The sequence below is a fragment of the Streptomyces sp. CA-181903 genome, assembly GCF_050937075.1.
In the GTDB taxonomy this organism is placed as follows: Bacteria; Actinomycetota; Actinomycetes; order Streptomycetales; family Streptomycetaceae; genus Streptomyces.
The window spans coordinates 3,839,579-3,851,309 of the sequence record NZ_JBNJLY010000001.1 but is presented as its reverse complement, the minus strand read 5'-3'; the positions used below and the strand labels follow the sequence as shown (position 1 = coordinate 3,851,309).

The window sequence follows — 11,731 nt, the reverse complement described above, 5'->3', positions numbered from 1 at the left end:
GCACAATTGTCTTGGCTGCGGACAGGGTGCAACGGACGGGGAGGCAGGAGCGACGGTGGCGGAACGGAGCACGGCTGCCGTCGACGTGGCAGACAGCAGCGACGCGCAGGACGAACCGTCGCTGTCCGCCAAGGCGGACAAGGCCACGGCCGACGGGACGGAGACCGGGAACACCGGGGAGCGCGGCACCGGTGCGCCCCCGGACACCGAGCGCACGACAAGCGGAAAGGCCCAGCGCGGCGACCGCGCGCCCGAACTGCACAGCGGTCACAAGCTCGCCGGACGGTACCGCCTGGAGGAGTGCGTCACCCGTCTGGAGGGATTCAGCAGCTGGCGTGCTGTCGACGAGAAGCTGCGCCGGGCCGTCGGCGTCCATCTGCTGCCGGCCGAGCACCCGCGCGCCCGCACGGTGCTGGCCGCGGCCCGCTCCGCCGCGCTGCTGGGTGACCCGCGCTTCGTCCAGGTTCTCGACGCCGTCGAGGAGGACGATCTCGTCTACGTCGTCCACGAGTGGCTGCCCGACGCCTCCGAACTGACCTCCGTACTGGCCTCCGGGCCCATGGCGGCCTTCGACGCCTACCAGCTGGTCAGCCAGGTGTCGCAGGCCATGGCCGCCGCACACCGCGAGGGCCTCGCCCACCTGCGCCTGGGCCCCGGCTGCGTGCTGCGCACCGGTTCCGGGCAGTACCGCATTCGCGGGCTGGCCGTGATGGCGGCGCTTCGCGGCATCACCTCGGACACCCCCCAGCGCACCGACACCGAGGCCATCGGCGCCCTCCTGTACGCCGCCCTCACCCAGCGCTGGCCCTACGAGGGGGACGCCCACGGTCTGTCCGGCCTGCCCAAGGGCGTCGGTCTCATCCCTCCCGACCAGGTGCGGGCCGGTGTCCACCGGGGGCTCTCCCAACTGGCGATGCGCGCGCTAGTCAACGACGGCGCCACCGCGTCCCGCCAAGAGCCGCCCTGCACAACTCCGGAGGAACTCGCCAAGGCCGTCTCGGCCATGCCGCGGATCCGCCCCCCGGAGACGCCCTTCTCCGCCACACCGGCCTACCCCCGCCCCAGGCGGGCGGCGCCTACGGCCCCCAGGCCATCCACCCCACTCCCGTGCCCCCGCCGCCACTGCAGAGCCGTACCGGCACCGCCATCAAGTGGATCGTCTCCTCGCTGCTCATCGCGGCGCTGGGCCTGGGCAGCTGGCAGCTCGCGGACACCCTGCTGAAGCACACGGACTCGGACGACGATCCTCAGCAGTCACAGCTGTCGGACAACGAGAGCAAGAAGAAGATCACCAGCCATCTGCTGAAAATCCGTAACGCGCAGGAGTACGCGACGGACGGAGGCCTGCAACATCCCGGTCAGGTGCCGAACACCTACGACCAGGAGAGCGGGACGGCCTGGCGGTCGCTTTCCTTCAATGACCAGCTCGCGCCCAACTCCTACAAGGATGGCGTCGGCATCGTCTACGACCTCGGCAAGGAGGAGCAGGTCACCAAGGCGGAGATCGACATGCTCCATCGCGGGGGGACCACGATCGCGTTGTACGCGGCCGACAGCCTGACGCCCTCCAGTCCGCCGAGCAGCCTGAAGAAACTGTCCGAGGTCACGGAGAACGGCGTCAACGCACAGCTTTCTCTCAAGAAACCCGCCAAGACGCGATACGTCCTGGTGTGGATCACGGCCATGCCCAACGCCCCACAAGAAGCGTGGAGCAAGGCCGGACACAAGCAGGGCATCACCGAAGTCCGCTTCCGCGGCCGCTGACCGAGAGACCCTGGGCCCTACCCAGCCAATCCCCCACCTCTCTAAGTTGGTCCCAACAACAGATCGCGCGCGGGACAGCGCTCTCAGGGCGGGGTGAGTGCCATCGCAGAGGACGGACGGCAGCAGCGGACGCCGATGGCCGGCAGTGACAGCGAGCTGCTCGCGCTGCATGTCGCGGGGGACCCCGATGCCTTCGGCGAACTCGTCCGGCGTCATCGTGACCGGCTCTGGGCCGTGGCCCTCCGGACCCTCGGCGACCGGGAGGAAGCGGCGGACGCCGTACAGGACGCCCTCGTCTCCGCCTATCGCGCCGCCCACACTTTCCGCGGCCAGTCCGCCGTCACCACCTGGCTGCACCGCATCACCGTGAACGCCTGCCTGGACCGGGCTCGCAAGGCCGCCGCACGCCGTACGTCGCCGCTCGCCGAGACCGAGAAGTTCGAGCATCTCCTGGAACCCCACGAGTCGGCGGCCGAACCGGCCGAGCGGAGCGACCTCCACAGAGAGCTGCTGAGAGCCCTCGCGACCCTGCCGCCCGATCAGCGAGCCGTTCTCGTCCTGGTCGATATGCAGGGTTATCCCGTCGCCGAGGCGGCGGCCGTATTGAATGTTCCCGTGGGCACGGTGAAGAGCCGGTGCGCCAGAGCACGGGCGAGACTGCTGCCATTGCTCACCCATCTGCGCCCCGGCGGCAGGGGTAGCCCTCGTATCGAGGGGGAAAGGAACCGGTCGCAGGGGACGTCCGTCCCACCACCGGCTGGACGGAGTGACGTGAACCCAGTGAAGGGCGGAGGTGGGCGGGCGTGACCTCGACGACCGATACGGACGGGCACCCGGAGGTCTCCGAGATCTCCGCACTCGCCGAGGGCGTGCTCCCTCCCGCGCGCAGCGCGGACCTGCGGGAACATCTGGCGGACTGCGTGGTCTGTGACGACGTCCGGGCCTCCCTCGACGAGATCCGCGAGTTGCTGGGCACCCTGCCCGGTCCCGCCAGGATGCCGGCGGACGTCGCCGGCAGGATCGACGCGGCTCTCGCCGCCGAGGCGCTGCTCGACGCGACGGCGCCCCAGGAGGCGGCCGCGAGCGTTTCACGTGAAACAACGACGGCAGCGATGGCTGGTCCCGTTTCACGTGAAACACCGCTTGATCCCACCCTCGACATGGAGCGCCTGGTTTCACGTGAAACACCGGCCGGTGATCGACCCGCCGGGCGTCCCCAAGGCACCGCCGGTCCAGGGCGTCAGTCGCCCACCCGCAGCCGACGCTGGCGCCGCACGCTTCTGGGTACGGCCTGCGCGGCGGCCGCCATCGGCGTGAGCACCTTCCTCATCCAGGGCGCCGGCGACGACGGAAGCGACCGCGCGGCGCCACAGACGGACGCGTCCCCAGTGGCCGTGGCAGAGCTGAAGACGCGGGTCCACGACGCGCTGTCGAATCTCAAGCCGGCCGAGACACGCGGTATGCGCGCGCAGGACGGCGCCGAGACCTACCAGGGCTCTTCGGACGGTACCGCCCCCTACTGTGTGAGCCAGGGCATCGGCCGTACGGATCACGTCCTCACGGTGCGCCAGGAGCGCTTCACCGGAACGGACACCTACCTGGTGATCTACCCGCACTCCTCTGATGCCGCGCTCGTTGACGTCTATGTCGTCGCGGCGGACTGTGTCGTCACTTCCCCCGGGGCCCCCGGGAAGGTGCTGGCGCGCGAGACGGTCTCGCGTTCCTGAGCCGTCTCTCCGGCCGCTGCGATGTCCCTGGGGGAATGCTCGCCCCGTAGGATCCGTTGGGTGGGGTGAGACCCAGCAAGGACCCAGTCAGCAGTCGGCAGAGACAAGGAAGACACCCGTGAGCGACGTCCGCAACGTGATCATTATTGGCTCCGGGCCCGCGGGCTACACGGCCGCGCTCTACACCGCCCGTGCTTCGCTGAAGCCGCTGGTGTTCGAGGGCGCCGTGACCGCCGGTGGTGCGCTGATGAACACCACCGAGGTCGAGAACTTCCCCGGCTTCCGCGACGGCATCATGGGCCCGGACCTCATGGACAGCATGCGGGCCCAGGCCGAGCGCTTCGGCGCCGAGCTGATCCCGGACGATGTCACGGCCGTCGACCTCACCGAAGAGATCAAGACCGTCACCGACTCCGCCGGTACCGTCCACCGGGCCAAGGCCGTGATCGTGGCCACCGGCTCCCAGCACCGCAAGCTCGGCCTGCCGCGCGAGGACGAACTCTCCGGTCGCGGTGTGTCCTGGTGCGCCACCTGCGACGGGTTCTTCTTCAAGGACCAGGACATCGCCGTGGTCGGCGGTGGCGACACCGCGATGGAGGAGGCCACCTTCCTGTCGCGCTTCGCCAAGTCGGTCACCGTCATCCACCGTCGTGAGGCCCTGCGCGCCAGCAAGGCCATGCAGGAGCGGGCCTTCGCCGACCCGAAGATCTCCTTCGTCTGGGACAGCGAGGTCGCCGAGATCCACGGTGACGCCAAGCTCTCCGGTCTGACCCTGCGCAATGTCAAGACCGGCGAGACCTCGGAGCTGCCGGTGACCGGCCTCTTCATCGCCATCGGTCACGACCCCCGCACCGAGCTCCTCAAGGGCCAGCTGGAGCTGGACGACGAGGGCTACCTCAAGGTCGACTCGCCCTCCACCCGGACCAACCTCACGGGCGTCTTCGCCGCCGGTGACGTCGTGGACCACACCTACCGCCAGGCGATCACCGCCGCGGGCACCGGCTGTTCCGCCGCCCTGGACGCGGAGCGCTTCCTCGCCGCCCTCGGCGACGGCGAGAACGTCCGCGAGCCCGAGCAGAGCGCCTGAGCCTGACCCTTTTCCCCCACAGAGAACAACCAAGGAGACCGTAATGGCTCTCAAGGCCGTGACCGACGCGTCCTTCGATGACGACGTCCTCAAGAGCGACAAGCCCGTGCTGGTGGACTTCTGGGCCGACTGGTGCGGCCCGTGCCGTCAGATCGCTCCCTCCCTCGAGGCCATTGCCGCCGAATACGGCGACAAGATCGAGATCGTCAAGCTGAACATCGACCAGAACCCGGGTACCGCTGCCAAGTACGGCGTCATGTCGATCCCGACCCTGAACCTGTACAAGGGTGGCGAGGTCGTGCAGACCATCGTGGGCGCCAAGCCGAAGGCCGCCCTGGAGCGCGAACTGTCGGACGTTATCCACGCCAAGTAAGAATGCTCTGACGTTTCACGTGAAACAGGGTCCGTCCCCGCGAGGGAACGGACCCTGTTCCGTGAGTACCCCTGCTACAACGGCCGTAGCGCCGGCTCTTTCTGCACCGCACCCAGCAGCCGGTCGAGCGCCAGCTCCACATCCTCTTTCCAGGACAGCGCGGACCGCAGCTCAAGCCGGAGCCGAGGGTAACGCGGGTGGTGACGCACCGTCTTGAAGCCCACCGCGAGCAGGTGATCTGCCGGGAGGACACACGCGGGTTCCTTCCATCGCGCGTCACCGAACGCCTCGATCGCCTTGAAACCGCGCCTCAGCACATCCTTGGCCACCGTCTGCACCATGACCCGGCCCAGACCCTGCCCCTGGAACCGCGGTGTCAGCCAGGCGGTCATGAGCTGGACGGCGTCGGCGGCCACCGGGCTGGTGGGAAACGCCGTCGCCCGGGGCACATAGGCCGGGGGAGCATAGAGGACGAACCCCGCCGGCTCATCGTCCACATAGACGACCCGGCCGCAGGACCCCCACTCCAGAAGTACGGCGGAGATCCACGCCTCCTTCTCCAGCTCGGGCCGGCCCGCCCTCAGTGCGGCCTCGCCGCTGACGGGGTCAAGCTCCCAGAACACGCACGCCCGGCAGCGCTTGGGAAGGTCCGGCAGATTGTCCAGAGTGAGCGGTACGAGGCGACGCCCCATGGAGCCAGTTCCTCACTTCCTACCTGTGCCGCGCCGCGGGCGGCGCCCAGCGCGCTGCGCTCTCTGAGCAGGCCGCCGACGAATCCGCCGACCGCGCCCAGGCCCAGGCCCGTCGCCACCAGTCCGGTCCGGCTCACCGTTCGCATGGCCTCGTTCCTCCGTCAACTGCGTCCGCATGTCCGACGTGGTGGTGCCATACCTCAACGCATCGTATCCACCGGGCGTTTGGCCCGACAGCCGACAAAGGCAAAGGGGCGGGGCGTGTTCCACGTGAAACATCGTGTTTCCCGTGGAACACGCCCCGCCCCCGGGGTGCATCCGGCCGGAACCCTACTCGTCCGCGTCCTCAGCGTGCCCGTCCGACAACTTCTGCTCCAGCACACCGCCCTCACCCGGGGCGAGTGTGCTGAGGATCCGCTCAAGGTCCTCGATCGAAGCGAACTCGACGACGATCTTGCCCTTCTTCTGCCCGAGGTCCACCTTGACCCGCGTCTCGAAGCGGTCGGAAAGGCGGGACGCCAAATCGCTGAGAGCCGGGGATACGCGGGCGCCGGCCCGTGGCCCCTTGGCCTTCGCCGACTTCTTCGTCCGGGACCCCATCAGCTGGACGATCTCTTCCACCGACCGGACCGAGAGGCCCTCCTGCACGATGCGGCGGGCGAGCTTCTCCTGCTCCTCGACGTCGTCCACGGCGAGCAGCGCCCGGCCGTGCCCGGCCGACAGCACCCCCGAAGCGAGCCGGAGCTGTACCTCGGGCGAGAGCTTCAGAAGCCGCAGCGTGTTGGAGACCTGCGAGCGCGACCGCCCGATGCGGTCCGCCAGTTCGTCATGTGTGCAGGAGAAGTCCTTGAGCAACTGGTCGTAGGCCGCGGCCTCCTCCAGCGGATTGAGCTGTGCACGGTGGAGGTTCTCCAGGAGGGCGTCCAGGAGGAGCTTCTCGTCCTCCGTAGCCCGGACGATCGCCGGGATGCTCTCCAGCCCGGCTTCACGGCACGCGCGCCAGCGGCGCTCGCCCATGATGAGCTCGTAGCGCTCGGGCGCCACCTGCCGGACGACCACCGGCTGCAGCAGGCCCACCTCACGGATGGAGGTGACCAGCTCGGCCAGGGCGTCCTCGTCGAAGACCTCCCGGGGCTGCCGGGGGTTGGGGGTGATGGAGTCCAGGGGCAGCTCGGCGAAGTGCGCCCCCGCCACCGTTTCGGCGACCTCGGGCTCCGGCTCGGGCTTCCGGACGTCCACCGGCTCCGCCACGGGCACCCCGCCCTCAAGAGGCGTCACGCCTGCCGGCGCGTGCCCCCGCTCGGCGGTCAGCAGCGGCACCGCAGTGGGAGACGTGGCGCCGGGCCCCACCGTGGGGGTGCCGATCTCCGCCCCCTTCGGCGCCGCCGGGATCAGTGCCCCGAGCCCACGGCCCAGTCCTCTACGTCGTTCACTCACTGCAGCCCCTCCGACATGCTGTGCTGGTCCTGCTGTTGCTGATGGCTCACCGACTGGTGCCCCATCGGCTGATGACCCACGGTATGGGCCCTGCTGTCGTCGTAATGCACGCCGATGCCCCGCAGCGCGATCTCGCGGGCCGCTTCCATGTACGACAACGCCCCGCTGGACCCCGGGTCATAGGTGAGCACCGTCTGCCCATAGCTGGGAGCCTCGGAGATCCGGACGGAACGCGGGATGCTGGTCCTCAGCACCTCCTTGCCGAAGTGGCTGCGCACCTCGTCGGCGACCTGGGAGGCGAGCCGGGTGCGTCCGTCATACATGGTCAGCAGGATCGTCGACACATGCAGCTCCGGGTTGAGGTGGCCGCGGACGAGCTCCACGTTCCGCAGCAGCTGTCCCAGGCCCTCGAGCGCGTAGTACTCACACTGGATCGGGATCAGCACCTCGGCACCGGCGACCAGCGCATTGACCGTCAGCAGACCCAGCGAGGGCGGGCAGTCGATGAGGATGTAGTCCAGCGGCTGCTCATACGCCTTGATGGCCCGGTCCAGCCGGCTTTCCCTGGCCACCAGGGAGACCAGTTCGATCTCGGCTCCGGCCAGGTCGATGGTGGCCGGTGCGCAGAAGAGGCCCTCCACGTCCCGGACCGGCTGCACGACGTCGGACAGCTTTCTCTGGTCCACCAGGACGTCATAGATGGACGGCACATCGGCGTGGTGGTCGATGCCGAGCGCGGTTGAGGCATTGCCCTGCGGGTCCAGGTCCACGACCAGCACACGGTTGCCGTGCAGCGCCAGGGAGGCCGCCAGATTCACGGTGGTCGTCGTCTTGCCGACGCCACCCTTCTGGTTCGCCACCACCATGACCCGGGTCTGATCGGGTCGCGGCATCCGGGTTTCACGTGAAACGACCTCGGCGGTACCCAGAGGGCCGGGCACCGGCTCGGAGTCGGCGGGGCGGGGACCGGGGACCGGGTCGGCCATCGGCCCCGCGATATTGGCGTCGGACCGCAAGGATTCACTCTCCTCGACATCAGGCTCGCGATGGGGAGAGCCTGCCATGGTTCGCCGGGTACGAACCAGTGAGGCCCACTCTCCTGTGGATGAATCCGCCGTTCCTGTGGATACCGGGGAAGTTTCCACAGCGTCGGCCGGCCGACGGTCGCGAGCCGCGGCCGCACGGCCACGACCGATGATCCCTTGCAGCAACGAGCGATGTTTCACGTGAAACACGATGCCCGTGACCTTTGGCTACCTTGTCACGACACTCCGTGACGCATACTTTAGGCAGCTTGTATGGAGCACTCCCGGTGCCGCCGGCCGGAGTAATTCAGCGGCGGCGACGCGTCCGGCTCACCCGGGCGGCCTTGGCCCGCTTGGCCGCGAAGCGGACACCGCCGGGGCTCTCCCCGACCTCGACCCGCACCAGCGTGGACGGCGGATCCACCACGCCCTCGCCGACCTGGAGCACCGAGGTGCGCTCGACGCCCAGCTTGCTGAGCGCGGCCCGGGCACCCTTCAGCTCCTCTTCCGCGGTGTCGCCCTTGAGGGCCAGCATCTCGCCGTAGGGCCGCAGCAGGGGAACGCCCCAGCCCGCCAGCCGGTCCAGCGGGGCCACGGCCCGCGCCGTCACCACGTGCACCGGCGGAAGCTTGCCCAGGACCTCTTCGGCACGCCCGCGGACGACCGTGACATGGTCCAGGCCGAGCAGCTCGACGACCTCGGACAGGAAGGTCGTCCGCCGCAGCAGCGGCTCCAGCAGGGTGATCTGGAGGTCGGGGCGGACCAGGGCCAGCGGGATGCCCGGCAGGCCGGCGCCCGAGCCCACGTCGCACACGGAGACGTCCTCGGGGACGGCCTCGGAGAGCACCGCGCAGTTCAGCAGGTGCCGCTCCCAGAGCCGGGGGACCTCCCGCGGGCCGATCAGCCCACGCCGGACGCCCGCGTCGGCGAGCAGTTCGGCGTAGCGGACGGCGTCCTGAAAGCGGTCACCGAAAACCGCCCGTGCCTCCGGGGGCGCCGGGGGGAGCTCCGCTGCCTCTTCCACAGTGAACCGTCCTTCCGTACCACGTTGTATCGACGACTCTGCGTATCGACGAATCGGTGGGACTCCAAGCACCGGAGTCCGATGTCAGGCTGACAAGGATCGGCCCCGTCTGCGCACAGACGGGGCCGAAGCTACCGGGAAACGGGAGCAGGTCACACCGGCAGGACGACCACGCGGCGCTGGGGCTCCTCACCCTCGGACTCGCTGCGCAGCCCGGCGGCGGCCACCGCGTCGTGGACGACCTTGCGCTCGAACGGCGTCATCGGGTCGAGCTTGACCGGCTTGCCGCTCTCCTTCGCGTCCGCGACGGCCTGGGCACCCAGCTTGGCGAGCTCCTCGCGCTTCCGGGCCCGGAAGCCGGCGATGTCGAGCATCAGCCGGCTGCGGTCGCCGGTCTCCCGGTTCACCGCGAGCCGCGTGAGCTCCTGGAGCGCTTCCAGCACCTCGCCGTCGCGGCCCACCAGCTTCTGCAGATCCCGGCTGGTGGAGTCGCTGATGATCGACACGGACGCCCGGTCGGCCTCGACGTCCATGTCGATGTCACCGTCCAGGTCGGCGATGTCGAGCAGACCCTCCAGGTAGTCGGCCGCGATCTCGCCCTCCTGCTCCAGGCGGGTCAGCAGGTCGGTGCCCTCGGCGGCGTCCGCACGGGTCTCGTGCTGGGTGTCCGTCACGGTGGGACTCCTTCGTTACTTCTTGGACGACGGGTGCTTGGGCCGCTGTGGGCCGCCCTTGCGCTGCCCGGACTTGGCACCGCGGGACGAGCCCCCGCCCTGCTTGGGCTTGGCGTCCCCGGACTGCTCCTTGGCACCGTTCTCCGAGGAGGCGGCACCGTTCCCCGAAGACGCCTTGGTACGGGCCTGCGGGCGGCCGGCCGGCTGCTGCCCGGCGGCCGGGGTCGCGGTGCGCTTGGCCTTCGGCTGCCGCTTGGGCTGCTGGCGGGCGGCACGCGCGGCCTCCGCTGCCTGCTTCGCCTCAACCTCGGCCGGGTCCTCCTTGAGCTGGCCCTTGGCCCGCAGACGCTCCTGGCGCTGCTTGTAGGCGAGGCTGCCCGGGGTGGGGTTGCGGCGGATGATGAACATCTGCTGACCCATGGTCCAGACGTTCGTGGTCAGCCAGTAGACGAGGACACCGACCGGGAAGTTGATGCCGAAGACGGCGAACATGATCGGGAAGACGTACATCAGCATCTTCTGCTGCTGCATGAAGGGCGTCTTGACCGTGAGGTCGACGTTCTTCGTCATCAGCTGGCGCTGCGTGTAGAACTGCGACAGCGACATCAGGACGATCATGACCACCGTGACGACGCGGACGTCGGTGACGGTGGAGCCGAGCTTCTCGATCTTGGCCGCGCCGTCCATGAACTTCACGGACAGCGGGGCGCCGAAGATGTGGGCCTCACGGGCGCTGGCCAGCAGGTCCTGGTTGATGAACCCGACCGTCTTGCCCTGGGCGATGTGGTTGAGGACCTGGTACAGCGAGATGAAGAACGGCGACTGGGCCAGGATCGGGAGACAGCTCGAGAGCGGGTTGGTGCCCGTCTCCTTGTAGAGCTTCATCATCTCTTCGGACTGGCGCTGCCGGTCGCTCTTGTAGCGCTCCTGGATCGCCTTCATCTTCGGCTGGAGCGCCTGCATGTTCCGGGTCGCCTTGATCTGCTTCACGAAGAGCGGGATCAGGCAGATACGGATCAGGACCACCAGCGAGACGATCGACAGACCCCACGCCCAGCCGCTGTTCTTGTCGAAGATCAGACTGAAGAACGAGTGGAACTGGACGATGATCCAGGAAACTGCGTAATAAAGGGGCTTGAGGACCGTGTCCACGTATCAGGCTCCTTGGGCGTTGGGCTGAGTCTCGGGCTGTGCGGCGGCCCCGGCTACGGGGTGTCCGCCCAGTCGGCTCCTCAGCCGCTGGTGCCAGACCGGACGCTTCCGGGGAGGTACGTGGTCGACGCCACCGAGCGACCACGGGTTACAGCGCAGGATGCGCCAGGCCGTCAGCACCGTCCCCTTGATCGCGCCGTGCACCTGGATGGCCGTGTAGCCGTAGTGCGAGCACGACGGGTAGTACTTGCAGACCGGGCCGAGCAGCGGACTGATGGTCCACTGGTACAGCTTGATCAACCACAGCAGCGGGTACTTCACCGTGCACTCCCTCCCGGGTCATGGCCGGGGTTCCGGGGAACCGGGGTATCGGTACCCGGGGGATTGCAGCTTCGCGGCGCCCCTCCCAACAGCCGCTGCAATGCGGTATCGAGATCGCGGGCAAGCTGACCGTGATCGGCTTCGCCCGCGCCCGGCAGGGCTCGCACCACCACCAGGCTACCGGCGGGCAGCGCTTCGAGCCGGTCACGCACGAGGTGGCGCAGCCGGCGTTTGACACGGTTGCGGACCACCGCGCCGCCCACCGCCTTGCTCACGACGAAACCCGCACGTGCCGGGGGGACAGTTCCCCCAGGCGCGTGCGGGTCCGTTTCGGTGCGGAGGTGGACGACGAGGAGTGGGCGCCCGGCCCTGCGTCCTCGTCGAACCGCGGTCGCGAAGTCCTCGCGCCGCCTCAGCCGAGACTCGGAAGGCAGCACGTCATGGACCTTGAGTCA

11 protein-coding genes and 2 pseudogenes are annotated in these 11,731 nt (G+C 68.9%); 5 read left to right on the top strand and 8 right to left on the bottom strand.

Going from position 1 to position 11,731, the window contains the following annotated elements; all coding sequences use genetic code 11:
• Nucleotides 1-55 precede the first annotated feature (55 nt).
• From ACQEVS_RS17235 to trxA, 5 genes and pseudogenes are all read left to right on the top strand, one after another.
• A pseudogene (locus ACQEVS_RS17235) lies at nt 56-1,764 on the top strand (protein kinase family protein).
• 135 nt (nt 1,765-1,899) lie between these two features.
• A complete protein-coding gene (gene sigM / locus ACQEVS_RS17230; RefSeq protein ID WP_433027644.1) occupies nt 1,900-2,571 on the top strand; it encodes an RNA polymerase sigma factor SigM in 672 nt (223 codons plus the stop codon).
• Complete coding sequence (locus tag ACQEVS_RS17225; protein WP_433021368.1) at nt 2,568-3,491, top strand: hypothetical protein; 924 nt, start codon at nt 2,568-2,570, stop codon at nt 3,489-3,491. Before sigM ends, ACQEVS_RS17225 begins: the two co-directional genes overlap by 4 nt.
• A 118-nt stretch (nt 3,492-3,609) precedes the next feature.
• The gene (gene trxB, locus ACQEVS_RS17220; protein ID WP_433021366.1) at nt 3,610-4,578 is read left to right on the top strand and encodes a thioredoxin-disulfide reductase; all 969 of its coding nucleotides are present in this window, start codon (nt 3,610-3,612) and stop codon (nt 4,576-4,578) included.
• A 43-nt stretch (nt 4,579-4,621) separates the two neighbouring features.
• Nucleotides 4,622-4,951, top strand: coding sequence for a thioredoxin (gene trxA / locus ACQEVS_RS17215; protein ID WP_433021364.1), 330 nt, complete (start codon nt 4,622-4,624; stop codon nt 4,949-4,951).
• A 74-nt stretch (nt 4,952-5,025) separates the two neighbouring features.
• Here trxA and ACQEVS_RS17210 read toward each other — a convergent pair whose 3' ends face one another.
• The 8 genes and pseudogenes from ACQEVS_RS17210 to rnpA all read right to left on the bottom strand — a co-directional run.
• The gene (locus ACQEVS_RS17210) at nt 5,026-5,643 is read right to left on the bottom strand and encodes a GNAT family N-acetyltransferase (RefSeq protein WP_433021362.1); all 618 of its coding nucleotides are present in this window, start codon (nt 5,641-5,643) and stop codon (nt 5,026-5,028) included.
• Nucleotides 5,644-5,973: 330 nt separating this feature from the next.
• Entirely contained in the window at nt 5,974-7,080 is a 1,107-nt protein-coding gene (locus ACQEVS_RS17205; protein WP_433021360.1) for a ParB/RepB/Spo0J family partition protein, read from the bottom strand.
• On the bottom strand, nt 7,077-8,144 hold the full coding sequence (locus tag ACQEVS_RS17200; RefSeq protein ID WP_433021358.1) for a ParA family protein: 1,068 nt from the start codon (nt 8,142-8,144) through the stop codon (nt 7,077-7,079). Before ACQEVS_RS17200 ends, ACQEVS_RS17205 begins: the two co-directional genes overlap by 4 nt.
• A gap of 268 nt (nt 8,145-8,412) precedes the next feature.
• Nucleotides 8,413-9,129, bottom strand: a complete 717-nt coding sequence (gene rsmG, locus ACQEVS_RS17195) for a 16S rRNA (guanine(527)-N(7))-methyltransferase RsmG (RefSeq protein ID WP_433021356.1) — start codon at nt 9,127-9,129, stop codon at nt 8,413-8,415.
• 152 nt (nt 9,130-9,281) lie between these two features.
• Nucleotides 9,282-9,803 (bottom strand): protein jag, encoded by a 522-nt coding sequence (locus ACQEVS_RS17190; protein WP_433021354.1) that lies wholly within the window; start codon nt 9,801-9,803, stop codon nt 9,282-9,284.
• 15 nt (nt 9,804-9,818) lie between these two features.
• Complete coding sequence (gene yidC / locus ACQEVS_RS17185) at nt 9,819-10,955, bottom strand: membrane protein insertase YidC (protein WP_433021352.1); 1,137 nt, start codon at nt 10,953-10,955, stop codon at nt 9,819-9,821.
• A gap of 3 nt (nt 10,956-10,958) precedes the next feature.
• The gene (gene yidD / locus ACQEVS_RS17180) at nt 10,959-11,276 is read right to left on the bottom strand and encodes a membrane protein insertion efficiency factor YidD (protein WP_004939828.1); all 318 of its coding nucleotides are present in this window, start codon (nt 11,274-11,276) and stop codon (nt 10,959-10,961) included.
• Nucleotides 11,277-11,347: 71 nt separating this feature from the next.
• Nucleotides 11,348-11,713: pseudogene (rnpA, locus tag ACQEVS_RS17175) on the bottom strand (ribonuclease P protein component); the annotation flags it as partial.
• Nucleotides 11,714-11,731 lie beyond the last annotated feature (18 nt).